Source organism: Klebsiella sp. JB_Kp042 (assembly GCF_040065275.1).
Lineage (GTDB): Bacteria > Pseudomonadota > Gammaproteobacteria > Enterobacterales > Enterobacteriaceae > Klebsiella > Klebsiella quasipneumoniae.
Genome location: NZ_JBEAJL010000089.1, coordinates 34,280 through 60,284 on the forward strand (window position 1 = coordinate 34,280; position 26,005 = coordinate 60,284).

The 26,005-nt window shown below is 60.6% G+C and carries 18 protein-coding genes and 1 pseudogene; 9 read left to right on the forward strand and 10 right to left on the reverse strand.

Features of this window, described 5'->3' with window-relative positions; translation table 11 throughout:
• The first annotated feature begins 25 nt into the window (after positions 1-25).
• Together ABLV54_RS16495 and ABLV54_RS16500 are read left to right on the forward strand one after the other, a co-directional pair.
• Positions 26-1,402, forward strand: a complete 1,377-nt coding sequence (locus ABLV54_RS16495; RefSeq protein ID WP_348814195.1) for a glycoside hydrolase family 1 protein — start codon at positions 26-28, stop codon at positions 1,400-1,402.
• Between the two features lie 68 nt (positions 1,403-1,470).
• On the forward strand, positions 1,471-2,187 hold the full coding sequence (locus tag ABLV54_RS16500) for a GntR family transcriptional regulator (RefSeq protein WP_044521840.1): 717 nt from the start codon (positions 1,471-1,473) through the stop codon (positions 2,185-2,187).
• Positions 2,188-2,334: 147 nt separating this feature from the next.
• Here ABLV54_RS16500 and ldtB read toward each other — a convergent pair whose 3' ends face one another.
• Both ldtB and ABLV54_RS16510 read right to left on the reverse strand, forming a co-directional pair.
• Positions 2,335-3,249, reverse strand: a complete 915-nt coding sequence (ldtB, locus tag ABLV54_RS16505; RefSeq protein ID WP_032428696.1) for a L,D-transpeptidase — start codon at positions 3,247-3,249, stop codon at positions 2,335-2,337.
• 177 nt (positions 3,250-3,426) lie between these two features.
• Positions 3,427-4,342 (reverse strand): annotated as a pseudogene (locus ABLV54_RS16510) (tyrosine-protein phosphatase).
• A 48-nt stretch (positions 4,343-4,390) separates the two neighbouring features.
• On the opposite strand from ABLV54_RS16510, the gene ABLV54_RS16515 reads away from it, so the two are divergent.
• Positions 4,391-5,983: an ABC-F family ATPase gene (locus ABLV54_RS16515; protein WP_023288955.1), complete on the forward strand. Its 1,593-nt coding sequence runs from the start codon at positions 4,391-4,393 to the stop codon at positions 5,981-5,983.
• 375 nt (positions 5,984-6,358) lie between these two features.
• Here ABLV54_RS16515 and ABLV54_RS16520 read toward each other — a convergent pair whose 3' ends face one another.
• Positions 6,359-8,722, reverse strand: coding sequence for a glycoside hydrolase family 31 protein (locus ABLV54_RS16520; protein ID WP_101881546.1), 2,364 nt, complete (start codon positions 8,720-8,722; stop codon positions 6,359-6,361).
• Between the two features lie 15 nt (positions 8,723-8,737).
• Positions 8,738-10,039, reverse strand: coding sequence for an MFS transporter (locus tag ABLV54_RS16525; protein ID WP_050532943.1), 1,302 nt, complete (start codon positions 10,037-10,039; stop codon positions 8,738-8,740).
• A 300-nt stretch (positions 10,040-10,339) separates the two neighbouring features.
• On the opposite strand from ABLV54_RS16525, the gene ABLV54_RS16530 reads away from it, so the two are divergent.
• Positions 10,340-11,413, forward strand: a complete 1,074-nt coding sequence (locus ABLV54_RS16530) for a LacI family DNA-binding transcriptional regulator (RefSeq protein WP_050533138.1) — start codon at positions 10,340-10,342, stop codon at positions 11,411-11,413.
• Here ABLV54_RS16530 and ABLV54_RS16535 read toward each other — a convergent pair.
• The 6 genes from ABLV54_RS16535 to moeA form a co-directional block, all read right to left on the reverse strand.
• Complete coding sequence (locus ABLV54_RS16535) at positions 11,410-12,675, reverse strand: DUF1479 domain-containing protein (protein ID WP_044521849.1); 1,266 nt, start codon at positions 12,673-12,675, stop codon at positions 11,410-11,412. The genes ABLV54_RS16530 and ABLV54_RS16535 overlap by 4 nt on opposite strands.
• Before the next feature lie 140 nt (positions 12,676-12,815).
• Positions 12,816-13,631 carry a Cof-type HAD-IIB family hydrolase gene (locus ABLV54_RS16540; protein ID WP_023288961.1) on the reverse strand — a complete coding sequence of 272 codons (816 nt, stop codon included), beginning with the start codon at positions 13,629-13,631 and terminating at the stop codon, positions 12,816-12,818.
• Positions 13,632-13,810: 179 nt separating this feature from the next.
• Positions 13,811-16,243, reverse strand: a complete 2,433-nt coding sequence (locus tag ABLV54_RS16545) for a formate C-acetyltransferase/glycerol dehydratase family glycyl radical enzyme (RefSeq protein WP_050532942.1) — start codon at positions 16,241-16,243, stop codon at positions 13,811-13,813.
• 5 nt (positions 16,244-16,248) lie between these two features.
• The gene (locus ABLV54_RS16550) at positions 16,249-17,148 is read right to left on the reverse strand and encodes a glycyl-radical enzyme activating protein (RefSeq protein WP_101881548.1); all 900 of its coding nucleotides are present in this window, start codon (positions 17,146-17,148) and stop codon (positions 16,249-16,251) included.
• A gap of 156 nt (positions 17,149-17,304) precedes the next feature.
• A complete protein-coding gene (gene moeB, locus ABLV54_RS16555; RefSeq protein WP_050532940.1) occupies positions 17,305-18,060 on the reverse strand; it encodes a molybdopterin-synthase adenylyltransferase MoeB in 756 nt (251 codons plus the stop codon).
• Positions 18,060-19,295, reverse strand: a complete 1,236-nt coding sequence (gene moeA, locus ABLV54_RS16560; RefSeq protein WP_050532939.1) for a molybdopterin molybdotransferase MoeA — start codon at positions 19,293-19,295, stop codon at positions 18,060-18,062. Before moeA ends, moeB begins: the two co-directional genes overlap by 1 nt.
• Before the next feature lie 235 nt (positions 19,296-19,530).
• Here moeA and iaaA point away from each other — a divergent pair, with 235 nt between their 5' ends.
• The 5 genes from iaaA to gsiD all read left to right on the forward strand — a co-directional run bounded on the left by iaaA (position 19,531) and on the right by gsiD (position 25,828).
• Positions 19,531-20,472 (forward strand): beta-aspartyl-peptidase, encoded by a 942-nt coding sequence (gene iaaA / locus ABLV54_RS16565; RefSeq protein ID WP_023288966.1) that lies wholly within the window; start codon positions 19,531-19,533, stop codon positions 20,470-20,472.
• Positions 20,473-20,488: 16 nt separating this feature from the next.
• On the forward strand, positions 20,489-22,348 hold the full coding sequence (gene gsiA, locus ABLV54_RS16570) for a glutathione ABC transporter ATP-binding protein GsiA (protein WP_050532938.1): 1,860 nt from the start codon (positions 20,489-20,491) through the stop codon (positions 22,346-22,348).
• Positions 22,349-22,380: 32 nt separating this feature from the next.
• On the forward strand, positions 22,381-23,922 hold the full coding sequence (gene gsiB / locus ABLV54_RS16575; protein WP_050532937.1) for a glutathione ABC transporter substrate-binding protein GsiB: 1,542 nt from the start codon (positions 22,381-22,383) through the stop codon (positions 23,920-23,922).
• Positions 23,923-23,994: 72 nt separating this feature from the next.
• Entirely contained in the window at positions 23,995-24,915 is a 921-nt protein-coding gene (gene gsiC / locus ABLV54_RS16580; protein ID WP_004886274.1) for a glutathione ABC transporter permease GsiC, read from the forward strand.
• A 1-nt stretch (position 24,916) separates the two neighbouring features.
• Positions 24,917-25,828: a glutathione ABC transporter permease GsiD gene (gene gsiD / locus ABLV54_RS16585; RefSeq protein ID WP_023288969.1), complete on the forward strand. Its 912-nt coding sequence runs from the start codon at positions 24,917-24,919 to the stop codon at positions 25,826-25,828.
• Positions 25,829-26,005: the final 177 nt, after the last annotated feature.

Here is a 26,005-nt window from a genome sequence, read left to right on the forward strand (position 1 = left end):
GACTAGTCATATATCGAGGCGCAGGATGAAGAACAGACTACCGGCAGATTTCTTATGGGGTAATTCCGTCTCCAGCATGCAGACGGAGGGGGCGTGGAACGAGGGCGGCAAGGGGATGTCGGTGTACGATATCCGGCAACCGGCAGAATTCGCTTCCGACTGGAAGGTGGCGACCGACTCCTATCATCGCTTTAGGGAAGATTTCGATCTGATGCAGGATCTGGGCATGAACTGCTACCGTTTTCAGATCGCCTGGAGCCGGGTGTGCCCTGAGGGAGACGGCGAGTTCAATGAAGAGGGCATCGCCTTCTACCATCAGTTTATTGATGAACTGATCGCCCGCGGCATCGAGCCGATGATCTGTCTGTACCACTTCGATATGCCGCTCTCGCTGGCGGAGCGCTACAACGGATTTACCGACCGCCGGGTGATGGACGCCTTTATTCGCTATGGCCAGAAGATGATCGCCTGCTATGGCGACAAGGTGAAATACTGGCTCACCTTTAATGAACAGAATCTGTACCATTCGCCGGAAGCGTTTCTGATTTCCGGCTACCTGCAGGGGGAGAAGACCCTGCGCGAGCTGTACCTGATCCAGCATCATGTGATGATGGCGCACGTCCATCTGACCGATCACCTGCATCAGACGAAGCCGCAGTGTCTGATGGGCGGGATGCTGGCCCACGCCCTGGTTTATCCGGCGACCTGCAAACCACGCGATATCCTGTGCGCCCAGCAGCTGGACGAGTTTTTAAACCAGAACCTGCTGCGGGCTTACGCCGGGGAGGGCTACAGCCCGGAAGTGATGCATTTTGTCGCCACCGAAGGGTTCGATGATATCTATCGTCCAGAGGATCTCGCGCTGATGGCGACGGTGAAGGTCGATTATCTGGCGTTCAGCTATTACGCCAGCCGGACGCTGAACAGCGATGCGATCCCGCCGGGAACGGCGGTTAACAACTATATGCTGTTTGGCAATCAGGATAACCCGTTCCTGAACGCGACAGAATGGAACTGGCAGATCGATCCGCTGAGCTTCCGGACCATTATCACCCGCTATTATAACGACTGGCGCCTGCCGGTTTTCCCGATTGAAAACGGCATCGGGGTGATTGAGTCGTGGGACGGTGAACATCCGGTTGCCGACGATTACCGCATCGCCTACCATCGCGACCATATCAACGCCATGAAAGCGGCCATGTTTGAGGATGGGGCGCAGGTGATCGGCTATCTCGGCTGGGGATTAATCGACATCCTCAGCTCGCAGGGCGATATGCGTAAGCGCTACGGCGTGGTCTACGTCAATCGCGAGAACCATGACCTCAAGGATCTGCGGCGGGTGCCGAAGAAGAGCTATGCGTGGCTGAAGCAGGTGATCCACAGCAATGGCGACGTGATGTAATGGTGTTCTGGCGGTCAGGCCGTGGATCCTGCCCGCCAGCCACTCACTGAATGTATAAGGACCGGGGAATGACGGCGAAGTATCTGCAAATCGCGCGGGAAATAAAAAAACGGATCATCAGCCAGCAGTATCCTGCCAGCGCGCCGTTACCTGACCAGTTTGCGCTGGCGGCAGAGTTCAGCACCAGCCGGATGACCATCCAGCAGGCGATGCGCCAGTTAATCGTCGAAGGGCTGATCTATACCCGCAAAGGGCAGGGCACCTTTGTGCGGAAAAATTTCCTTCAGCTGTCGCAGTGGGAGCTGCCCGGCAGCGACTATTTCGGCGCCACCAAAACCTGGGAGCATCTTGGCGAGGTACAAAGCGAAGTGGTGCGCTTTGAGGTGCGTTTTCCCACTGACAAGGAGCAGAGTTCGCTGCTGATCGACGCCGATGCCCCGGTGTATGACTTTGTTCGCCTGCGGTTGCTCAACGGGGAACCGGTGTCGCTGGATCTGACGGTCATGCCGGTGGGGCTGGTGCCGGGGCTCAATAAAAGCCATCTGGAAAGCTCGGTGTTTCGCTATATCCAGGAGACGCTGGGGCTGAAGCTGATGGGATCTTACCGCGTGGTGCGGGCGATGAAGCCGGATGAACTGGATAAACAGCATCTTCACTGCGAGCCCACCGATCCGGTGCTGGAGGTGGAGCAGGTTATCTATCTGGAAGACGGCACGCCGCTGGAGTACGCCCACTGCCACTATCGCTACGACCATGGCGGGATTATTCTGGTGAATAACGGCTAGACCGGGGGCCCCGGTTGGCGCAGCGCTTAGCAGGGCCAGGGTGTTGTCAGGTTCAGTCGCCAGGCAAGGCGTCAGCCGCAGCCCGGCACAACACCGATAAAAAAAACGGCGGGCATCAGGCCCGCCGTTTTTCTTGTCATGCAGAACTTAGTTCAGACGCACCGGCATACCGGAGCGGTTCTGGATAGCCTGCTCGACCACGTTCTGATCGACATCAGACTGGCTGGTGATCGCCTGTACCGGCTGAGTCAGGGTGATCGGCACGATCTCGCCGCCCTGGAACTGCGCTTCGGTGGTCGACAGCGGGTTGTGAACCTCGATGTAACGGCTGCCGTCCGGCTCGGTGGTGGCTTTTACCGGCTCATCGATAAACTGCACGCGGGTGCCGACCGGCACGTTCTCAAACAGGAATTTGATGTCATCGTTGCGCAGACGTACGCAGCCATGGCTCACGCGCAGGCCGATACCGAAGTTAGCGTTGGTACCGTGGATGGCGTACAGACGGCCGATATACAGCGCGTACAGGCCCATCGGGTTATCCGGACCGGCCGGTACGACGGCTGGCAGCGGGTTGCCGGCGGCAGCGTATTCCGCATGCATCTTGGCGGTCGGCGTCCAGGTCGGGCCAGCCTTCTTACGTTCGACTTTGGTGGTCCAGTTGATTGGCGTGTCTTTGCCTAACTGGCCGATACCGATCGGCAGAACAATCACGGTGTTGGTGCCTTTCGGGTAGTAGTACAGACGCATTTCGGCGCTGTTGATGATGATCCCTTCATGGACGGTATCCGGCAGGATCAGCTGCTGAGGGATGTTCAGGACGCTACCGCCCTTCGGCAGATAGGTATCCACCCCCGGGTTGGCTTCCAGCATGTTGGAAAGCCCCATCTGATATTTCGCCGCGAAGTATTCCAGCGGCTGCTTGTTATCATCCGGAATGGTGATGACCTGGTTCTGACCAACCAAACGGCTGCCATCGGTTGGCAAAGGATAGGTGACAGCAGACGCTGTATTGCAAAAGCCTACGATGGCGAAGGCTGCCGCTAAGAGTGTAGATAATTTCATAGTTTTTAATGTCGTGTGCGAAATCAACGCCACACAGGCCTTTGTTAATGATTGAGACAGTAGATGGGAGCGCATTATATGTGCATTCCGCTGAACAGGTAAATCAGATGTGTACGAAATCACATTTTTTTCCCTGTCGCCTCGGCTGCCGCGCCCTGGCGTTCGGGGCGACGAGGGTTAGTCTTCCAGCAGCCGGGCCTGCAGCGCCGCGCGGACCGGGGCGGTCAGCTGGTACTCTTCCGCCAGCCAGGCGTCGACATTGCCATAGCGCTGCTGAATAGCCGACAGCGCGGCGGCGAGATAGGACTCTTTCACCGTCAGGATGTCCGCCAGGCTCTGGCGCCCCTGGGGCGTCAGGTCGTTGCCGAGCATCTCCAGCATCCAGGCCTCCACCTGCGTCAGCATGCCATGGGTAAGGAGATACTCCTCCATCACCGTCTCGCTGTCGCATCCGACGGCGAACAGGGTTAACGCGCAGCCGACGCCGGTGCGATCTTTACCGACCGCGCAGTGTTGCAGCAAGGCGCCGTCGAAAGGGGTCGTCAGCCATGCGGCGAGCTGGCGATAGGCCGGATTGTTAAACGGCAGCTGGCGATAGAGTTGCAGCATAAACTGCTCGCCGTTCAGCGCATTAAGGGTGGCGGCATTCAGCTCGGTGACCTTCGCGTTGACCTCGCTGATCGGCGGATTGGCCGGCGCGTTGAGATAGTGGGTGAGCGGGCTCAGTTTGTCCGGCGTGCGCTGTACTTCACCGGGGTCGCGGTAGTCGAGCACCCGGCTGAGCGGCAGGGTATCCAGGTGGTCGAGATCCTCTGCCGTTAGCCGGTTTAGCGCACCGGAGCGTAGCAGCTTGCCGCTGCGTACCCGGCGTCCGTCGGCGGCGCGCTGGCCGCCCAGGTCGCGAAAATTAATGCCGCCCTGCAGGGATAAAAAGGCCGGATGTCGCGGTTGGCTGGTGGTCATGGGACTCCTCATCATCACGTACAGAATAACGGTTTGCGCGCAGGTCTCTGGCGCATCTGACAACGACCTTAGCACAAGCGCCGCGGCGGAATTTACCGCAGACCGTGAAAAGTGCGTCATTTACTGGCATAATGTCTGCTGTATCACACCCCTCATACTCTTTTTTCAGGATATCCCCGTGCTAGTATCCAGCAACGTTACCATGCAGTTTGGCAGTAAGCCGCTGTTCGAAAATATCTCCGTTAAATTTGGCGGCGGCAACCGTTATGGTCTGATCGGCGCCAACGGCAGCGGTAAATCGACCTTTATGAAGATCCTCGGCGGCGATCTCGAACCGACGCTGGGCAACGTTTCTCTCGACCCGAACGAGCGCATCGGTAAGCTGCGTCAGGATCAGTTCGCCTTTGAAGCGTTCACCGTGCTGGATACGGTCATCATGGGCCACGGCGAGCTGTGGGAAGTGAAGCAGGAGCGCGATCGCATCTATTCCCTCGCCGAGATGAGCGAAGAAGATGGCTATAAAGTGGCCGACCTGGAAGTGAAATATGGCGAAATGGATGGCTACTCTGCTGAAGCGCGCGCGGGCGAACTGCTGCTGGGCGTGGGCATTCCGGTTGAACAGCATTACGGCCCGATGAGCGAAGTCGCCCCAGGCTGGAAGCTGCGCGTCCTGCTGGCGCAGGCGCTGTTCTCTAACCCGGACATTCTGCTGCTCGATGAACCGACCAACAACCTGGACATCGACACCATTCGCTGGCTGGAGCAGACGCTGAACGACCGCGACAGCACCATGATTATCATCTCGCACGACCGTCACTTCCTGAACATGGTTTGCACCCACATGGCGGATCTGGACTACGGCGAGCTGCGCGTCTATCCGGGCAACTACGACGAATACATGACGGCGGCCACCCAGGCGCGTGAACGTCTGCTGGCGGACAACGCCAAGAAAAAAGCGCAGATTGCCGACCTGCAGTCCTTCGTTAGCCGCTTCAGCGCCAACGCCTCTAAATCGCGTCAGGCCACCTCGCGCGCGCGTCAGATTGACAAAATCAAGCTGGAAGAGGTTAAAGCCTCCAGCCGTCAGAACCCGTTTATCCGCTTCGAGCAGGACAAGAAACTGTTCCGTAACGCGCTGGAAGTGGAAGCCCTCACCAAAGGCTTTGAAGACGGTCCGCTGTTCAAAAACGTCAATCTGCTGCTGGAAGTGGGCGAGAAGATTGCCATTCTGGGCGCCAACGGCGTGGGTAAATCCACGATGCTGAAAACCCTGGTGGGTGAACTGCAGCCGGACAACGGCACCGTGAAATGGTCTGAAAACGCGCAACTCGGCTACTATGCGCAGGATCATGAGTACGAGTTCGAAAACGACCTGACGGTCTTCGAGTGGATGAGCCAGTGGAAACAGGAAGGCGACGACGAGCAGGCGGTGCGCAGTATCCTTGGTCGACTGCTGTTTAGCCAGGATGACATCAAGAAGCCGGCGAAAGTATTGTCCGGTGGTGAGAAGGGCCGCATGCTGTTTGGTAAGCTGATGATGCAGAAGCCAAACATCCTGATAATGGATGAACCGACCAACCACCTGGATATGGAATCCATCGAATCGCTGAACATGGCGCTGGAGATGTATCAGGGTACCCTGATCTTCGTCTCCCACGACCGTGAGTTCGTCAGCTCGCTGGCCACCCGCGTGCTGGAGATTACCCCGGAACGGGTGATCGACTTTAGCGGCAACTACGAAGACTACCTGCGCAGCAAAGGTATCGAGTAATCCCGCTTCGTTACCCGGGTTGCGGCTACGCCTTACCCGGGCTACGCCTGGCATGTGATCTGTAGGCCCGCGCAAGCGTAGCGCCGCCGGGCAATAACCGCGTGTAAAGAGCCACTTTCGCGCCGGATGGCGGCTGCGCCTTATCCGGCCTACGGTCCGTGCCATTGTGAGCTTAAGAGCTCTATCTTGTACCCATGGTTACTGAAACTGTCCGTTACCCGGGCTACCAAACCGCACAGTGCTGTAGCCCCGGTAAGCGGTAGCGCCACCGGGGATTTTGAGGCCACCAGTTTGTAGCCCGGATTAGCGTAGCGCCATCCGGGAACATTATTAAATCCAGGCCGGGCGAGGCGTAAGCCGCCGCCCGGCATATGCTCAGAGCCTCCACTCCGTTCCTTCGACGCCATTCACCAGCAGTTTGCGTTTTTCTCCCGCCGGTAATGACAGCTTCAGCGCTTTCCACGCCGGGCGATAATTGCCGCGGGCGTTGACCTTCAGGTTGATGGTGCTGCTGTCGCACGCCATTTCCCACTCCAGCCATAGCGCATCGCCCTGTTTATAGCCCCAGCTTTCGCCGTCATCCTCAAACAGCAGACCCGAAGAGGTCCCTACGCCTTTCAGCGGGAACAGCTGCAGTTCGCGACGATCGTCCTGTTGCGCCGCAACATGACGGATGCGCTCGCTGAGCGGCAATCCGGCCCCGGCGCGGACCAGCAGCGGCAGCTTTTCCAGCGGCGCGTCGAGGGTGACCCACTGGCCGCCGGCGAACCATTGGTGGCTGTAGAAATCATACCAGCCGGCCTGATTATCCGGCAGCCACACCTCACGCTGACGGGCGCCAGGCTCGACCACGCTGGCCACCAGCAGGTCGCGGCCCAGCAGGAAGTCATCGCATTCGGCGAAGGTCTGCGCGTCGTGTTGATGATCGAGGAAGGTCGGGCGCAACATCGGCTCGTCGTCAGCATGCGCCTGCCACAGCAGGGTATACAGATAGGGCAGCAGGCGGTAGCGCAGCTCAATCGCGGAACGAATGGCCGGGGTAACGGCCGGATACATCCAGGCTTCGTTGACCGTCTGGTCGTCATTCCATGAGTGAATGGTAAAGCGCGGGTGCATCACGCCGTTTTGTACCCAGCGCACAAACAGCTCCGGCTCCGGTTTATCGCCGGAGAAACCGCCGACGTCGTGGCCGACGTTAAACAGCCCGGAAAGGCTCATGCCCAGCCCCATGCGGATGTTATAGCGCAGCGTATCCCAGTTGGTGCGGTTATCGCCGCTCCAGGTCTGGACGTAGCGCTGCATCCCGGCGCAGCCGGAACGAGAGATGAGATACGGGCGCTTTTCCGGCGCAAAGCGCTGCTGGGCTTCCATCGAGGCGCGCATCATCAGCAGCGGCATCACCGGGCGAATATGCTTGATGGCGATTTCGCGGCCAAAGCCGTAGCAGCGCGCTTCGCCGTCCCACACCTCATACTCGTTATTATCGTTCCAGGTCGAGTCTATGCCCATCTCCAGCAGCTGGCTGGTGACCCCTTCCTGCCACCAGGCCACGGTTTGCGGATTGGTGAAGTCGAGGTGCGATCCTTCATCGTCCCAGAAGCTGGAGCGCTCCGGAGCGTCGGTTTGCGAATCGCGAACGAAAAGGCCGCGCTCCGCCACCTCGCCATAGCGCGGATGGTCCTGCAGCAGGCAGGGTTTGATATTGGCGGCCAGCTTCAGCCCGGCGTCGTGAAACGACTGACTCATCACTTTTGGCTGCGGCACCTTGTCGTAGTTCCAGTTAAAGACGTAGCGCTTGCCGTTAATCGAGGTATAGCCGGAAGAGAGCTGGAACGAATCGCACGGAATAGCGTGCTCATCGCACAGGCGGATGAAGTTCATCAGCTGATTTTGCGCATCCGGCGCGTCGGTATAGTGCATGCTCGAGCCGCTGTAGCCGAGGCTCCATTTTGGCCCGAACAGGGTTTTACCGGTCAGACGGACGAAGGCCTTGGTCACATCCAGCACCTGTTTACCGGTGAACAGGTAGTAATCGATATCGCCGGCTTCCGCCTGCCAGCGGCGATAGGCGGTATGATAGTTGTCGATTTCGTTACCCAAATCCAGCCAGCAGCTGCTCAGGTTGTCGTAAAACAGGCCATAGCTAACGTCGCTGCGTTGCGTGATGGTGAACGGAATATGTTTATACAGCGGGTCGGTGCTGGCGGCGTTGTAGCCCATGGCATCAAGGTTGCGCATTTCATAACGCTTACCGGTGCGCTGCAGGTCGCCGGCCTTTTCGCCCAGGCCATAGAAACGCTCGTCTTTGCGGCGGCTCAGATAGTGGGCGACGCCGTCGCCGTGGGCATTGGCCAGATAGGCGCTGGTGGGACGGTCGTTGGCAAGCAGCTGCCATTCCCCGGCATCGTCGCGATAGCTCCACTCCAGCCACAGCGGCTGATGGACGGTGACGCGCAGCTGACGGGTGGCGATGGTCAGCGTATCGCCCTCCTGGGTCAGCTGCCAGGCCGGGAGACTAAAACCGCTGAGGTCATCCCGGGCGCGGCCTTCCCACGGTACATCCTGCTGCGGAGCGATGCTCCAGGTGCGATCCAGCGCCAGCTGGCCCTGGCGTTTCAGCAGCACGCGGAATAGATTCTCTTCCAGTACGTACAGGCACAGGGTGTGCTGGCCATCGACCGTCAGTTCAACGTGATGCTCCAGCTGTTGATGCAAACTCCAGTGTTTCAACGTCTTCATATCTTACATCCACTCTCAGGCGCGCTTGGCGCGACGTTCAGCAATAAATGCCACCAGGAAAACGGCGCCAATCAGGTCAAAGAAACCCATGGCGATGAACAGCGGGTTGAAGCCAATTTTGTCGGCGGTCACCCCGATTAATAACGAGAACAGGAAGCTGGCGATCCACGCCGCGGATCCGCGCATACCGTTCACCGTCGCCATTTGTCCCTTGTCGAACGACTCCACCACCAGCGCGCTGAGCATGCAGGAGATGATCTGATGCCCGAAGCCGCCAATGGAGATCAGGACGATGGTGATATAGGGATCGCGGGTGATAGCGACGAGGGCCAGGGAGATCATCAGAAACGCGCCGGTCACCGAGCTGGCGATCACCGAGTTGACTCGCGTACAGCCGAACCAGCGAACGTACAGGCGGGTGAGGTAGCCGCTGACCACGCTGCCGAGGTCGGCGGCAAGGAACGGCAGCCAGGCGAACATGGCAATCTGCTTGAGGTCCATGCCGTGCTCTTTGGCCAGGTACAGCGGTACCCAGAAGCTCAGCACCGCCCAGGCGGGCTCGGCCATAAATGCGGGAATGGCGATCCCGTAGAAACGTTTATTCTTCGAGACGGTTTTGAGTGCGGTAAAGAAGGGCTGTTTCACCGGCGGCGCTTCGTTATCCTGCTTGATGTACTCGAGCTCGCTTTTGCTGAGATTGGGGTGCTTTTCCGGGTTCTGATAGAAGGCCCACCACAGCACCACCCACAGCAGGGCCAGCGCGCCGGTAAACATAAACGCCCCCTGCCAGCCGAAGGAGGCATGGGCGAAGTAGATGATCGGCGGGGCGAGCATGGCGCCGATGGAGAACCCGACGCCAGCCCAGCCGGCGGCGATTGGCCGTTCAGACTTCGGGAACCACTCGCCGATGGTCTTGGCGTTGGCCGGGGTGGCGGCCGCCTCGGCCCCGCCCATAAAGAAGCGCAATATAGCCAGGTGCAGCCAGCTGCCGGCCGCGGCGTGGGCGATGCAGGCCAGCGCCCACAGGGTGGCGCAGATCATAAACCCGAGCTTCAGGCCGATGACGTCGATAAGCCAGCCACAGAGCGGTTGGAAAATCGTGTAAGCCAACTGAAACGCGCCGACGATCCAGGAATATTGTTCGGTGGTGATACCGAGCGTCGCTTTCAGTTCCGGGGCGATAATCCCCAGCGAGTTGCGTGTGATGTAGTTGACGGTGACGCCAAGTAAAAACAGGACCAGCACCCACCAGCGCAGGTTTTTTACCACCCGGCGCGTTTTGCTGACCGCGATATCATTGTTGAGGCCTTGACTCATAGCACACTCCACATGACGTTAGTAGGGGGAAAGTGACGTTCTCAATCCGTGAGCGGTCACGTAGTGTTGTTAACTATTTGAATAGTCTATTTTTTTATCTCAACACCATTGGTATAACTAGTATGGGAGATGTTGGACCAATTCAGGCTAAGGGAGAAAAAACGTCGGGCAAAGCGCTATTTATGCAAGTTTTTTCATGAAATGACCGGGATCTCAAATTTTGCGCTGTCATTTGCTTACAGGGAGCGCTTTGGCGATTATGAAAATTCTTTCATTTTCCAATCGGAGCTGGATCACAAAATGGATAAAAAGCTGCGCGTCGCCGAAATCGCCGCCCGCACCGGGCTGTCGGCCAGTACCGTTTCGCGCGTCCTGGCCGGGAAGGCGAATACCAGCGACAAGGCGCGCCGGGCGGTGCTGGAGTGCGCCCGCGAGCTGGGGGTCATGCAGGGACTGGCCGCCGGACGTCTGTTGCTCAATAATCTGCTGGTGTTTGCCCCACAGCGCGCCTTCGATGAGCGGTCGGATATCTTCTACTACCGGGTGATCCAGAGCATCAATAACGCGCTGGCGGCGCATGAAGTGCGCCTGCGCTACTGCGCGCTGGACGAGAACGACAGCGACGCCAATCTGTTTCTTGCCCGCATGAACGAAGCGGAGACCCAGGCCGCGGTGCTGCTGGGGATCGACGATCCGCATATTCATGGCCTGGCGGCGGACCTGGGCAAACCCTGCGTATTGATCAACTGTCGGGATGAAGGGATGCGGCTGCCGTCCATTGCCCCCGATCATCGTCTGATTGGCCTGTGCGCCGCCCGCTATCTGTTTGATATGGGGCATCGCGTGGTGATGAACGTCATGTGCCTGCGCCGCTATACCATGGAGCTGCGGCTGGGGGGGATCCAGGAGGCGTGGCGCGCGCGCAATTTGCGCTTTACCGCCAGCCGGGATCTCATCAGCGTCGCCAACTTTAGCGCCAGAGAGACCGAAGAGCAGGTGGGGGCCTGGCTTGATGGCTTACAGGGCAAGCCGTTGCCCACCGCTTTCCTGGTGGGCGGCGATTTCATGGCCGCCGGCACGGTCAGCGCATTGCAAAAGCGCGGCCTGCGGGTGCCGCAGGATGTCTCGGTGATGAGCATCGACGGGTTTAATCTGGCGGCGATCCAGGAGGTGCCGCTGACCGCAGTGCATGTGCCGCGGGATGAGCTGGGCAGCGAGGCGGTGCACCTCCTGCAGCAGCGCCTGCTGCGCCCGGAGGCGCCGCACGGTTCGCTGCTGCTGCACGGCACGCTGGTGGTGCGTGATTCGGTACGGCGGATCCGGCCGGGCAAAGGCCATACCGCTGTGGAGCCGCAGGGGCTGTATGACGATTAAACCGCGATACCCAACGCCCGTTTGCCGTGGATGTTCAGATCCTCCAGGGTGAAGCGCCCCTGCCAGCTGGCCTCATAGTCCTCGCGCGGGAAATCACCCGGCGAGGCCCCTTTTTCCAGAGCGATTTTCACTTTCTGCGCGTAGGCGAGGTTCTTCTCGCACATCGGCGCCGCCGGAATGTACATCACATTGCCCCAGCCCTGCTGATTTTCCACCGGCGCCACCGAGTGAATGACGTCGCAGTGCCACCAGACGGAATCGCCAGCGTTCAGCGCCGGGATCGAACTGAGGGCTTTGATCAGCAGCGGGTGCCACTGCTCAGAGATCGGCAGCACTCTGCCCGGCGCGACGCCGCACAGCTCATCCTCCGGCACATCGTCAAGCAGCGGGCGCAGCAGCACATAGGCCATCGCCTCGGGGATCGGCACCACGTGCAGCAGTCCCTGACCCGGGATCATATCCGACAGCGCGGTCCAGCCCTGGAAAGTGCGGAACACCGAGCACTTGGTGGTGTTGTCGACAGTGTACTCTTCCACTTCAGTACGGTGCGCGGCGTCCCATGGATCGTAAGCGTCGACATGACCGTTAAAGACGTTGGCGAAGACCTGCTGGTAGGCGGGGAGTAGCCAGCGCTCCAGCGCACCGGAATCGGTATGCGCGCCCAGCCCTTTCGAGGTGGTTCCCGGCGGACGGCGGCGAATGCGGTCGGGGTAAATGACGCTGACGTCCGGATCGAACCAGCGCTTGCCGTCCTGCTCAAAGCGCCACAGGCGGTTAAGGAAGGACTGCGCCGCCGCCATTTCATCGCTCTGGCGGGCCTGCATTTGCGAGGGCGACCAGTAGATGGGATAGATTTCCGGCCGCGAAGCCTCAAGCGTACCGAAGAAGCTGTCGCCTGGCCCTTTGTAGACCTCGTCGAAATGGTTCAGATCCAGATATTCCAGCATCGCGGTATCCCAGGCCAGCGCCTGTTCGCGCGGAAAGTGGCCTTTGATCACCGCGCAGCCCCGGCGCTTAATGGCCGCGCGCTGGGCATCGCTCACGGTTCCCTCGGCGATATCGCGGAACGGAATGGTTGGCCAGACCTCCTGGCCTGCGGCTTTCAGCGTCTCAATCTCCTGCAGGCGCTCGCTGATGCGCGCTGAGAGCTTGTCGAACACCGCCTGGACGTCGCCGATTTGCGCCCGCAGCGCCTGCTTCATCTGGCGAATCGCCGCTTTGTGGTCGGCGGGGAGTGTTTCGTGGGTCGGGAGAGCAGCCATAATAACCTCGCTGTATCTTTCATTCGAAAGTATTAAATCTTACAAACGTTAATTTAAGTTAAAATGGAGTTAATGCAAGTTTAAAATCTTGCTGTGGCGCACAAAATGGACAAGCCGGGGCGCGCAGCCCCGGAGAGCGGTCAGGCGTTGAAGGGAGCGCGGTTATCAAGGACGGCCTGAATGACGTTCAGCGCGCCGTCATGATTATTATCGTCGGTCGCATATCCGGCGATAGCTTTGATGCTGTCGGCGGCGTTACCCATGGCGAAAGCGTATTTCACCAGCTTCAGCATTTCGGCGTCGTTGCCGCTGTCGCCGATGGCCACGCACTGTTGCGGCGACAGGTTCCAGCGCTTGAGCAGGCGGCTGATGCCGTTGGCTTTATGCAGACCGGGAATAATCAAATCGACAAAGCCAAAGCCGCTGGTGACCGGCTTCATAATGCCGTCGAGCGAGACGTGCAGTTTATCGATCAGCTGCGGGATCTCGCTGTCCGGCAGGTTCAGAGAAAATTTGAACAGCGTATCGTCGATGGCGTGATAGTCGCTTACCCGCTGCAGACGGTGGTAGTGCTTTGACATCAGGTCGACGAAGGCGTCCGGGGCGTTATCGCTCACGTAGGCGCTGTGCAGGCCGCAGGCGACGAAGTTCAGCTGCGGATCTTTGAGTAATTCGCCAATCACCACCTGCGATTCGTGGCGGGTCAGTTCGCCGTGGAACAGCTGCTTACCATGCTCAAAGACCAGCGCGCCGTTTTCGGCGACGAACGAGATCTGCTCGCGGATCTCCGGGAAGAAGGAGATCAGCTGATAGTACTGGTTGCCGCTGGCGACAACGAATTCAATGCCGCGCTGCTGCAGCTGGGCGAATTGCGCCAGAAACCGTGAGCGGTCGTAGGTTTTGGCGTCATTGAGAAAAGTTCCGTCCATATCGGTGACGATAACTTTAACGGTCATAAGGGGATGCTCCTGGCTTAACTTCGACCAGTAACATTCTAATTACAATGTGATGGGGAGCACAAATTTATTTCGAATGAAAGTTCACGCATTCAGAAAATGCCGGGAGGCGGCATTGCCTTTCCCGGCCAGCAGGACAGGGGAGGCCCGCTAAGCGTCGCGCCAGCGGGCCTGAAGGGCTACAGCGTATGCTCGGTACGGGCGATAATATCGTCCTGGGTATCCGGCGACAGAGCGGTAAAGAACGCCGAGTACCCGGCGACGCGCACCACCAAATCGCGGTACTGATCAGGATGTTTCTTCGCCTCCAGCAGCGTGTCGCGCGAGACAATGTTGTACTGGATATGCCAGCCTTTATGCACCTCGAAGAAGGTGCGCAGCAGCACCATCAGCTTCTGCTTGTCGGACGCGTTTTCCAGAGTGGACGGATTCAGCTTCTGGTTTAGCAGCACGCCGCCGAGGATCGCCCCGGTGGGCAGTTTACCCACCGAACTGATGACCGCCGTCGGTCCCAGATGGTCGGTTCCGGAGGCCGGGCTGGCCCCTTCCGCCAGCGGAGTGTGCGCTTTACGGCCATCCGGCGTCGCCATGGTCTGCGCGCCGAACGGAACGTTGGCGGAGATAGAGGACGTGCCGGCGTAATAGTTGCCGCCGATCGGGCCGCGGCCATAGCGCGGGTTGTGATACTGCTTCAGCTCGTCGATATAGGTCTGGTAGGCCCGCGCCAGCAACGCGTCCACGCTGTCATCATCGTTACCGTACTTCGGCGCGCCGTTGATCAACCGCTGGCGCAGCTGCTCGTGGGTCAGGCCGTCAAAATCTTCCGCCAGCGCCTTCGCCAGTTCCTGCTGGCCGATAACGCCCTGATCGAAGACCAGCTTTTTCACCGCCGCCAGGCTGTTGCCGAGGTTGGCGATGCCCACCTGCAGGCCGGACACCCAGTCATACTTAGCGCCGCCCTGCTTAATGCTCTTCGCCCGTTCGATGCAGTCGTCCACCAGCGCCGAACAGAGAATATCGTGGACGTTCTCTTCCAGCATAGTATCGACCACATACTCAATCTCAATCGACTTACGGGTGTAGTAGCGGATCTGGCGGTCCCAGTCGGCCAGCACCTCGTCGAAGTTAGTGAAGTTGCCTTTCGACAGGGCGTGCTCCTGCGGCAGGAACACCTGGCCGCTGGTGGCATCGCGGCCGCCTTCCAGCGTCGCCAGCATCACCCGCGCGAAGTTGATAAAGCTCATGCCGGTGCAGCGATAACCCCATTTGCCGCCGACCGCGGTTTCGATGCAGCCGATGGCCGCATAATCGTAGGCATCCTGCGGCTCGATTCCCAGCTTGATAAATTCCGGGATCACGATTTCGTCGTTATTAAACGCCGGCATGCCGAAGCCGCAGCGGATCACCTGGACGCAGGCGTCGAGGAAGTCGTTGCTCATTCCGGCGTGGTAGCGCACGCTGAGGTTCGGCTGGGTCGAGCGCAGACGACCGCAGGATTCCAGAATGGCGTACGACAGCGGGTTGATCGCGTCCTGCGGCTGGCCGTCCACCAGGTTCTGGCCGCCGATGGTGACGTTCTGATACAGCGGGCTGCCGGCTGAGGCCTTGGAGTGGGAGCCGGAGCGGATCTTGTTGACCTCCAGCAGCTTCAGCCAGCAGCTGTGCAGCAGCTCAATGGCCTGTTCGCGATCCAACGATTGCTGCAGCTCAACGTCGCGGCGGTAGTACGGATAGAGGTACTGGTCCATGCGGCCAAAGGAGACCGAGTGGCCATTGGATTCAATCTGCAGGATCAGCTGAATGAAGTAGCACAGCTGCAGCGCCTGCCAGAAGGTCTTCGGCGGCTCATGGGCGATGATGTCGCAGTTTTCGGCAATCGCCAGCAGCTCATCGCGGCGTGCGTCACGGGATTCTGCCGTCGCCATCTCGCGCGCCAGCGCGGCAAAGCGTTTGCTGTGGTCACTGACCGCCGCCAGCACAATATCAATCGCTTTCAGGAACTGTTCGCCGTGCAGGTCTTCCAGCACCGTCAGGTTGATGCGCGACCGGCGTTCGGCGACTTTCGCGCGCATGCCGTCCAGTCCTTTCTCCAGCAGCAGCGGGTAGTTGACCGCCAGGTGGGCGTCGCCGGAGGTCATGTTGCCCTCCGCCTTAATAATGCCGGTGGCGAGGAGCGCTTTCTGCTCATCGGTAAACATGCCGTAGCAGCGGTCCTGCACGGTCTGGCCGCGCCACCACGGGCACACTTCGTGCAGCACGCGCTTGTTCTCTTCGCTGACCGCGAAGCCGGCGCCGGGGCGGTCGGCGAGATCGTCGATCTCTTTCTCGATCCAGCTGACGGTGTATTCCGGGAAGATCGGCGCGGCGCGCACTTCGCTGGCCTGGTTGCCGACGATCAGCTCATCGTGCTTGATCCAGATGGTGCGCTCTGCCAGGTGGTGAGCGAGGGCCAGGGCGCGGCGCACCGGGATCGGCTTATCAAGATGCTGCTGATACATCTCGGTATAGTGGCGGGCGCGTTCGGTACAGACCGGCGGCTTGACGATATGCACCAGCGCCATTTTATGGGCCTGGATACGGGCGCTGAGGGTGTTGAGTTTCAGGGTAGTCATAGGGGTTATCCTCGTAAGATCGCCGTTAGCCCCTTGCTCCGCGCATAATCCTGCGCAAAGGCGAGCAGCTCGGGAGCATCCAGCGGTTTATCCGGTGCGGTGTAGGGCTGACTGAGTAACTGGTATTTATTCATTCCCAGCGTGTGGTAGGGCAGGAAATGGATTTCGCTGACCCGCAGGCGGTCGGCGGCAAAATCAGTGATGGCGGTAATGTCGGCTTCGCTGGCGTTGAATCCCTGGATTAACGGCACGCGAATAATGATGTTTTTCCCCGCCTGCGCCAGGCGCTGCAGGTTGTCCAGCACCCGGCGGGCGCTGCCGTCGGTCCACTGCCGGAAAACGGCCTCGTCGACGTGCTTCAGGTCGGCGAGAAACAGGTCGATGAAGGGTAAAGCCGGCTCAATGTATTTCCACGGTACGTGCAGGCAGGTTTCCACAGCGGTATGGATACCCGCCTGATGGCTGGCCTCCAACAGCGCCTGCGCCAGGGCCGGGTTCATAAAGGGTTCGCCGCCGGAAAGGGTGATGCCGCCGCCGCTGCGATCGTAAAAGGGTTTGTCGCGCAGCACCGTCGCCATGATCTCCTCGACGCTCTTCTCCTCGCCGCACACCATGAGCGCGGTGGTGGGGCAGCAGTCGCGCAGCGCGGCGATATGGCTGTCGTTAACGTGTTGCCGGTGAATGATCAGACCCTCGAGGGTGCGGGTGATAACCGCCGGCGCCGCCTGCTGGCACAGCTCGCAGCCGGCCAGGCACAGGCGCGGGTCATACAGCAGGTCTTCGCTGCGGGCGCGGCTCTCCGGGTTCTGGCACCAGCGGCAGCCCAGCGAGCAGCCTTTCAGGAAGACGACGGTGCGGATCCCTGGGCCGTCATGGGTGGAATAGCGCTGGATATTGAAGATCATGGCTTACCCTCTTGTTTGCGTATGAATATAAAAACACTTTCGAATGAAAGTTGTATTGACGCAAATCAACAAGCGGGATGGCGATAATCGCCAGGGGATAGAATAACGGCAGAGGTCACAACTTCACCGGCGACGACCCTCGCCGGCGGCTGAACGTTAGCGGGTACCGCATACCTCGCACTGCGGGTGGCGCATCAGCTTCATTTCACGAAACTGGCAGGTCATGGCGTCGTACATTACGATTTTCCCGCTGGCGGGCGTGCCGTAGCCGGTCAACAGCTTAATGGCCTCCATCGCCTGCAGGGAACCGATAGTGCCCACCAGCGGGGCCATCACGCCGGCTTCGACGCAGGTGAGGGCGTTTTCGCCAAACAGGCGGCTCAGGCAGCGGTAGCAGGGTTCGCCCTCCTGATACGTGAAGACGCTGATCTGCCCCTCCATACGGATCGCCGCCCCGGAAACCAGCGGGGTTTGGTGGCGGAAGCAGCCGGCGTTGAGCTGGTTACGAATGGCGACGTTGTCGGTGCAGTCGAGCACCAGATCGTGCCCGGCAATCTGCGCCGCCAGCGCCGGTTCGTCCAGTAAGGCATTGAGCGGCGCCAGATGAACGTGCGGATTAATGCGCGCCAGCGCCTCGCGGGCGGAGTCCACCTTCGGCTGGCCGATGGCGGCGTCGCTGTGCAGCGTCTGGCGCTGCAGATTGGAGAGCGAGACGGTGTCGAAATCGAGCAGGGTGAGCTGTCCCACCCCGGCGGCGGCCAGATACTGCGCGGCGGCGCAGCCAAGTCCGCCGAGGCCGACCACCAGCACGCGAGCGGCCTTTAGCCGCTCCTGGCCGTCAAAATCAAAACCGCGCAAAACAATCTGCCGGTTATAGCGCAGCATCTCTTCATCGCTCAGCTCCACGGCCATTACAGCCCCCCAAACAGATGGCTGAACGGTTCGACGTCGACCCATTCGCCCGCTTCAACGTGGCCGCGCTCGCGCTCCAGCACGATAAAGCAGTTGCCGAGGCTGAAAGAGCTGAAAATGTGCGAGCCCTGATGACCGGTGGTGGTCACCACCAGCTCGCCGTCCGGGTTGCGCTGCAGAATACCGCGCTGAAAATCGAGGCGGCCCGGGGACTTTTTCAGCCGCGCGGCGGCCCGCACCCGCAGGCGGGTCGCCTGAAGCGGACCGTGCTTACCGGAGAGCTTCGCCAGCAGCGGCTGTACCAGCTGACAGAAGGTGACGGTGGCGGAAACCGGGTTGCCCGGCAGGCCGCAGAACCAGCTGCTGCTGAGCTTGCCGAAGGCGAAGGGTTTGCCCGGCTTGATCGCCAGCTTCCAGAAGCCGATCTCCCCCAGCTCTTCAAGAATGGTTTTGGTGTAGTCGGCTTCGCCCACCGAGACGCCACCGGAGCTGATGACCACGTCGGCCTGCTGGTCGGCGGCGATAAAGGCCTCACGCAGTTGCGTCGGATCGTCAGGAATAATGCCGAGGTTAATGACCTCGCAGCCCAGCTGTTCGAGCATCAGATGCACCGCCAGGCGGTTGGTATCGTAAATCTGGCCGTCGCCAAGCGGTTGACCCGGCAGCTGCAGCTCATCGCCGGTCGAGAAGACCGCGACGCGAACCTTGCGCACCACCTCGACGTCGGCAATGCCCAGCGAGGCCAGCACCGGCAGCTCGGCTACCGTCAGCGGCGTTCCCGCCGGGAAGACCACCGCGCCGTGGGCGATATCTTCCCCGCGGCGGCGAATATGCTGCCCGGCTTTCACCGGCGCGGTAAAGCGCACGCCGACGTCGGTCTGTTCGGTCTCTTCCTGCATGACCACCGCGTCGCAGCCCGCAGGCACCGGCGCGCCGGTCATGATGCGGATACAGGTGCCGGTGGGCCAGGCGTCGTGAAACGGTTGGCCCGCAAAGGCCTTCCCGGCGACCGGCAGGGCCGCGCCGTCGTTGAGGTCGCTCAACCGGACGGCATAGCCATCCATCGCCGCGTTATCAAAGCCGGGGACATCCAGCGGGGAGATAATGTCATGGGCGGTGACGCGCGCGAAGGCCTGCAACAGCGGTACAGTTTCCGTCGCGCTCAGCGGCGTAATACGATCGAGCATCTGGGTGAGGGCTGTGTCGAGCGGCATCAGTCCGGCGGTAAAATCCATGGGTCACTCCTGCGGGCAAAACGGCGAAAACGCCTATTATGGCAGAAAAGCGGCGCGGGCTGTATGCCACCTGGGTACGAGGCTTTACATCGACCGCCGCTCTTTCTATATTCAAAAATTGTATAAGGCATTCAGCAATATAATGATATCAATACCCTTATTCCTGACGTGACCGGCGCCGCGACGCGGTACGACAGGGCGGGGGCTATCCACTTCATCGTTAAGGACTGGCGAAATGGGCAAGGCGGTTATAGCAATTCACGGCGGCGCAGGGGCGATTTCTCGCGCGCAGATGACGCCGGAGCGGGAGCGGGAGTACGTGGCGGCGCTGTCGGCTATCGTCGAAAGCGGGCAGAAAATGTTGGCTGCGGGCGCCAGTGCGCTGGATGCCGTGACCGAGGCCGTCCGTCTGCTGGAAGAGTGTCCGCTGTTTAACGCCGGGATGGGCTCGGTATTTACCCACGATCAAACCCACGAGCTGGACGCCTGCGTGATGGACGGCTACAGCCTGCAGGCGGGGGCGGTGGCCGGGGTCAAACATCTACGTAATCCGGTGCTGGCGGCGCGTCTGGTGCTGGAGGAGAGCCCGCACGTGCTGCTGATCGGCGAGGGGGCGGAAAATTTCGCCTTCTCCCACGGAATGGCGCGCGTCGATAACGATCTCTTTTCCACCCCCGAGCGTCTGCTGCAGCTGCAGGAGGCGAAAGCGGGCGGGGAGATCATCCTTGACCATCACGCCGCTCCGCTCGACGAACGGCAGAAAATGGGCACCGTCGGGGCGGTGGCGCTCGATCTGGCCGGCAATCTGGCGGCGGCGACCTCCACCGGCGGCATGACCAACAAACTGCCCGGACGCGTCGGCGACAGCCCGCTGCCGGGCGCGGGGTGCTACGCCAACAACGCCAGCGTGGCGGTCTCCTGCACCGGCACCGGCGAAGTCTTTATGCGTACCCTGGCGGCCTACGATATCGCCGCCCTGATGGAGTACGGTCAGCTCAGTCTCTATTCCGCCTGCGAGCGGGTGGTGATGGAGAAGCTGCCGGCCCTCGGCGGCAGCGGCGGGCTGATTGCCGTCGATCGCGAAGGCAACGTCGTTTTACCGTTTAACAGCGAAGGCATGTACCGCGCCTGGTGCTATGCCGGCGATACGCCGACCATTGGCATTTATCGCGAATAGAACAAGGGAGAGGAGAGTGCCGCAAACTCACGAAACGGATACCTGCGAAGTACTGGTGGTGCGCAACCTGAACGTGGCGTTCCGCCAGCAGGATGCGCCAGAGGTGCAGGCCGTGCGTCAGCTTTCCTTCAGCCTGCGCCGCGGCGAGACGCTGGCGATTGTCGGGGAGTCCGGTTCGGGAAAATCGGTCACCGCGCTGGCGCTGATGCGTCTGCTTGACGCCGCCAGCAGCGAGGTGAGCAGCGAGGGGCTGTGGCTGCGACGGCGCAACCGGCAGGTGATCGCGCTCAATGAGCAATCGGAGGCCGAAATGCGCCGGGTACGCGGCGCGGATCTGGCGATGATTTTTCAGGAGCCGATGACCTCGCTGAACCCGGTATTCACCATCGGCGAGCAGATCGCCGAATCCCTGCGCCTGCACCAGGGGCTGGGGCGCGAAGAGGCGCTGCGCGCGGCGAAAAAGATGCTCGACCAGGTGCGTATTCCCCAGGCGGAAGAGATGCTCTCACGCTATCCGCACCAGCTCTCCGGCGGTATGCGCCAGCGGGTGATGATCGCCATGGCGCTCTCCTGTCGGCCGGCGGTGCTGATTGCCGACGAGCCGACCACGGCGCTGGATGTCACCATTCAGGCGCAAATTTTGCAACTTATCGCCGTCCTGCAAAAGGAGATGGCGATGGGGGTAATCTTTATCACCCACGACATGGGGGTGGTGGCCGATATCGCCGATCGGGTGCTGGTCATGTATCGCGGCGAGGCGGTGGAGACCGGCAGCGTCGAGGAGATTTTCCGTTCCCCGCAGCACCCTTATACGCAGTCGCTGTTGGCGGCGGTCCCCCGGCTGGGGGAGATGCGCGGTCAGGATCTGCCTCGCCGCTTTCCGCTACCGGGGCAGCCGCTGGCGGAGACAGACACGCCAGACACGGTGGTGGTGGGGGAGCCTATTCTGCAGGTGCGCGATCTGGTGGCCCGTTTCCCGGTGCGCGGCGGACTTCTCAATCGCGTGACGCGCGAAGTGCATGCGGTGGAGAAGGTGAGTTTTGATCTCTGGCCGGGAGAGACCCTGTCGCTGGTGGGGGAGTCCGGCTGCGGCAAGTCGACCACCGGCCGGGCGCTGCTGAGGCTGGTTGAGACCCAGGGGGGCACCATTACCTTCGATGGTCAGCGGATCGATACCCTCTCCGGCAGCAAGCTGCAGTCCCTGCGGCGCAATATTCAGTTTATTTTTCAGGACCCTTACGCCTCGCTCGATCCGCGCCAGACAGTCGGCGATTCGATTATGGAGCCGCTGCGGGTGCATGGCCTGCTGGACAGGGAGGCGGCGCGCGAGCGGGTCGCCTGGCTGCTAAAGCGCGTGGGGCTGCAGCCGGAGCATGCCTGGCGCTACCCCCACGCCTTTTCCGGCGGCCAGCGGCAGCGGATCTGCATTGCCCGCGCGCTGGCGCTTAATCCGAAGGTGGTGATTGCCGATGAGTCGGTGTCGGCCCTGGATGTCTCCATTCGGGCGCAGATTATCAATCTGATGCTCGACCTGCAGCGCGAAATGGGCATCGCGTTTCTGTTTATTTCCCATGATATGGCGGTAGTGGAGCGCATCAGCCACCGCGTGGCGGTGATGTATCGCGGCCGGATTGTCGAAATCGGCCCGCGCCGCGCGGTGTTTGAAAACCCGCAGCACCCCTATACCCGTAAGCTCATGGCCGCCGTACCGGTGGCCGACCCGGCCTACCGTCATCCGCAACGGGTCCTGCTGTCAGATGACGTTCCGGGCAATATTTATAAGCGGGGCGAGGAGATCGCCAGCCCGCCATTGCAGCAGGTTGGGCCGGGCCACTTCGTCGCCCGCGACGCCGCCGATGTGCTGGGCAGAGCATAACAACACATAACGCACCTTTTCAGGAGAACACGATGACACAACCTGTTTCACGCAAATGGTGGCTGGCGCTGAGTATCGCGGCGGCCCTGGCGAGCGCCCCCGCTTTTGCCGCCAAAGATGTGGTGGTGGCGGTCGGGTCTAACTTCACGACGCTCGACCCCTATGATGCCAACGATACCCTGTCGCAGGCGGTGGCGAAGTCCTTTTATCAAGGCCTGTTCGGCCTTGATAAAGAGATGAAGCTGCAAAATGTCCTTGCCGAGAGCTACACCGTATCGCCGGATGGCCTGGTGTACACCATCAAGCTGCACAGCGGGGTGAAATTCCAGGATGGCACCGACTTTAACGCCGAGGCGGTCAAGGCTAACCTCGACCGCGCCAGCAACCCGGAAAACCATCTTAAGCGCTATAACCTGTATAAAAATATCGCCAGCACCGAGGCGGTCGATCCAACCACGGTGAAAATTACCCTCAAGCAGCCGTTCTCGGCGTTTATTAATATTCTCGCCCATCCGGCGACGGCGATGATTTCGCCGGCGGCGCTGAAAAAATATGGCAAAGACATCGGCTTCCACCCGGTCGGCACCGGGCCGTATAAGCTCGATACCTGGAACCAGACCGACTTCGTGAAGGTCAGCAAGTTCGATGGCTACTGGCAGCCGGGGCTGCCGAAGCTGGATTCCATTACCTGGCGACCGGTGGTCGATAACAATACCCGGGCGGCGATGCTGCAGACCGGCGAGGCGCAGTTCGCCTTCCCGATCCCCTATGAGCAGGCGCCGCTGCTGGCGAAAAACAGCAAACTGGAGCTGGTGGCCAGTCCGTCGATCATGCAGCGTTACATCAGCATGAACGTGACGCAGAAGCCGTTCGATAATCCGAAGGTGCGCGAAGCGATCAACTACGCCATCAACCGCCAGGCGCTGGTCAAGGTGGCGTTTGCCGGCTATGCCACCCCGGCGACCGGCGTGGTGCCGCCGTCGATTGCCTACGCCCAGAGCTATCCCGCGTGGCCTTACGATCCGGCGAAAGCGCGCCAGCTGCTGAAAGAGGCCGGCTACCCCAACGGGTTTAACACGACGCTGTGGTCGTCACATAACCACAGCACCGCGCAGAAAGTGCTGCAGTTTACCCAGCAGCAGCTGGCGCAGGTGGGCATTAAGGCGCAGGTGACGGCGATGGACGCCGGTCAGCGGGCGGCGGAAGTGGAAGGTAAAGGGCAGAAAGAGAGCGGGGTACGGATGTTCTATACCGGCTGGTCCGCCTCCACTGGCGAAGCCGACTGGGCGCTGTCGCCGCTGTTTGCTTCCCAAAACTGGCCGCCGACCCTGTTCAACACCGCCTTTTACAGCAACCCGCAGGTGGATAGCGCGCTGAGCGAGGCGCTGAAAACCACCGATCCGCAAGAGAAAACCAAACTCTATAAAGCGGCGCAGGATATTATCTGGAAAGAGTCGCCGTGGGTGCCGCTGGTGGTGGAGAAACTGGTCTCTGCCCACAGCAAGAATCTCACTGGCTTCTATATCCAGCCGGACACCGGCTTCAGCTTCGAACAGGCAGATTTAATACCGTGAAGGTCGAGATGATGCCCTCCGGCACGGGTGGGAGGAGGGCGGTTTTTCCGCGGGGCGGGTGGTGGAGGTACGATGCTCAACTATGTGATTAAGCGCCTGCTGGGGCTGATCCCCACCCTGCTAATCGTCGCGGTGCTGGTGTTTCTCTTCGTCCATATGCTGCCCGGCGATCCGGCGCGGCTGATTGCCGGACCGGAAGCCGACGCCCAGGTGGTGGCGATGGTGCGCCAGCAGCTGGGGCTTGACCAGCCGCTGCATGTCCAGTTTTGGCACTACATCACCAACGTGCTGCGCGGCGATTTTGGCATGTCCATGGCCTCGCGGCGTCCCGTTGCCAGTGAGATAGCCAGCCGCTTTATGCCCACCCTGTGGCTGACGCTGGCCAGCATGAGCTGGGCGGTGCTGTTTGGCATGGCGGCGGGGATCGCGGCGGCGGTGTGGCGCAATCGCTGGCCTGACCGTCTGGGAATGGCGCTGGCGGTGAGCGGCATTTCGTTTCCGGCCTTTGCCCTCGGCATGCTGCTGATGCAGGTGTTTTCGGTTGAGCTGGGCTGGCTGCCGACGGTGGGCGCCGACAGCTGGCGGCACTATATTTTGCCTTCGCTGACCCTCGGCGCGGCGGTGGCGGCGGTGATGGCGCGCTTTACCCGCGCGTCGTTCGTCGATGTGCTGCATGAAGACTATATGCGTACCGCCCGGGCGAAAGGAGTGAGCGAAACGCGGGTGGTGCTCAAGCATGGTCTGCGCAATGCGATGATCCCGGTCGTCACCATGATGGGGCTGCAGTTCGGCTTTCTGCTCGGCGGCTCGATCGTCGTGGAGAAGGTCTTCAACTGGCCGGGGCTGGGGCGACTGCTGGTCGATTCGGTAGAAATGCGCGATTACCCGGTGATTCAGGCGGAAGTGCTGCTCTTTTCGCTGGAGTTTATTCTTATCAATTTAGTGGTGGATGTGCTGTACGCGGCCATAAACCCGGCTATCAGGTATAAGTAAGGTGCGATTGCTTAACTGGAGAAGGCAGGCGGCGCTGAACGCCATGCCGGGCATCAGGCCCGGCGAGATCCATACCCCCTGGCATGAGTTCTGGCGGCGCTTTCGGCGTCAGCCGGTGGCCATGGGCGCCGGTATTTTTGTGCTGTTGCTGATTGCGGTGGCCATCGTCGCCCCATGGATAGCGCCGTACGATGCGGAAAATTATTTCGACTATGACCGGCTTAACGAGGGGCCTTCGCTGGTGCACTGGTTCGGCGTCGACTCGCTGGGGCGCGATATTTTCAGCCGGGTGCTGGTGGGCGCGCAGATCTCGCTGGCCGCCGGGGTGCTGGCGGTGCTGATTGGCGCAGCCATCGGCACGGTGCTTGGGCTGCTGGCCGGCTACTATGAGGGCTGGTGGGACCGGCTGATTATGCGTCTGTGCGACGTGCTGTTCGCCTTTCCGGGGATCCTGCTGGCGATCGCGGTGGTCGCCGTCATGGGCAGCGGGATGGCCAACGTGATTATCGCCGTGGCGATCTTCTCGATCCCGGCGTTCGCCCGGCTGGTGCGCGGCAATACCCTGGTATTAAAGCAGCAGACCTTTATTGAATCGGCGCGCAGCATTGGCGCCAGCGATGCCACCATCCTCTTCCACCACATCCTGCCGGGGACGGTGTCGTCAATCGTGGTTTATTTCACCATGCGCATTGGGGTATCGATTATTTCGGCGGCCAGTCTGTCGTTTCTCGGCCTCGGCGCGCAGCCGCCCACGCCGGAGTGGGGTGCCATGCTCAACGAGGCGCGGGCGGATATGGTGATGTCTCCGCACGTGGCGCTGTTTCCGGCGGTGGCGATTTTCTTGACCGTGCTGGCGTTTAATCTGCTGGGAGATGGCCTGCGCGATGCGCTGGATCCGAAGTTAAAGGGGTAGGGGACGTCGGGGGACGGTCTGGCGCACGACGGGGGGATAAGCTGCATCGGTTGCCCCTTTCTCATCCGGGAAAAGCGTTTATCACGTGTGGCGTCAGCGCATATTGCGCTCCCGGTTAATTTTCTGCGTTATGTCAATCATGGCGCAGGGAGCGCACAGGGGGCGGCCAGTCGCCGC

Coding starts and splice junctions, on each gene's coding strand:
- ABLV54_RS16520 (WP_101881546.1), bottom strand. CDS start 8,722: ATGAAGACGTTGAAACACTGGAGTTTGCATCAACAGCTGGAGCATCAC.
- moeB (WP_050532940.1), bottom strand. CDS start 18,060: ATGGCCGTGGAGCTGAGCGATGAAGAGATGCTGCGCTATAACCGGCAG.
- moeA (WP_050532939.1), bottom strand. CDS start 19,295: ATGGATTTTACCGCCGGACTGATGCCGCTCGACACAGCCCTCACCCAG.
- ABLV54_RS16535 (WP_044521849.1), bottom strand. CDS start 12,675: ATGGCTGCTCTCCCGACCCACGAAACACTCCCCGCCGACCACAAAGCG.
- ldtB (WP_032428696.1), bottom strand. CDS start 3,249: ATGAAATTATCTACACTCTTAGCGGCAGCCTTCGCCATCGTAGGCTTT.
- ABLV54_RS16525 (WP_050532943.1), bottom strand. CDS start 10,039: ATGAGTCAAGGCCTCAACAATGATATCGCGGTCAGCAAAACGCGCCGG.
- gsiC (WP_004886274.1), top strand. CDS start 23,995: ATGCTCAACTATGTGATTAAGCGCCTGCTGGGGCTGATCCCCACCCTG.
- ABLV54_RS16530 (WP_050533138.1), top strand. CDS start 10,340: ATGGATAAAAAGCTGCGCGTCGCCGAAATCGCCGCCCGCACCGGGCTG.
- ABLV54_RS16545 (WP_050532942.1), bottom strand. CDS start 16,243: ATGACTACCCTGAAACTCAACACCCTCAGCGCCCGTATCCAGGCCCAT.
- ABLV54_RS16540 (WP_023288961.1), bottom strand. CDS start 13,631: ATGACCGTTAAAGTTATCGTCACCGATATGGACGGAACTTTTCTCAAT.
- iaaA (WP_023288966.1), top strand. CDS start 19,531: ATGGGCAAGGCGGTTATAGCAATTCACGGCGGCGCAGGGGCGATTTCT.
- gsiB (WP_050532937.1), top strand. CDS start 22,381: ATGACACAACCTGTTTCACGCAAATGGTGGCTGGCGCTGAGTATCGCG.
- ABLV54_RS16500 (WP_044521840.1), top strand. CDS start 1,471: ATGACGGCGAAGTATCTGCAAATCGCGCGGGAAATAAAAAAACGGATC.
- ABLV54_RS16495 (WP_348814195.1), top strand. CDS start 26: ATGAAGAACAGACTACCGGCAGATTTCTTATGGGGTAATTCCGTCTCC.
- ABLV54_RS16550 (WP_101881548.1), bottom strand. CDS start 17,148: ATGATCTTCAATATCCAGCGCTATTCCACCCATGACGGCCCAGGGATC.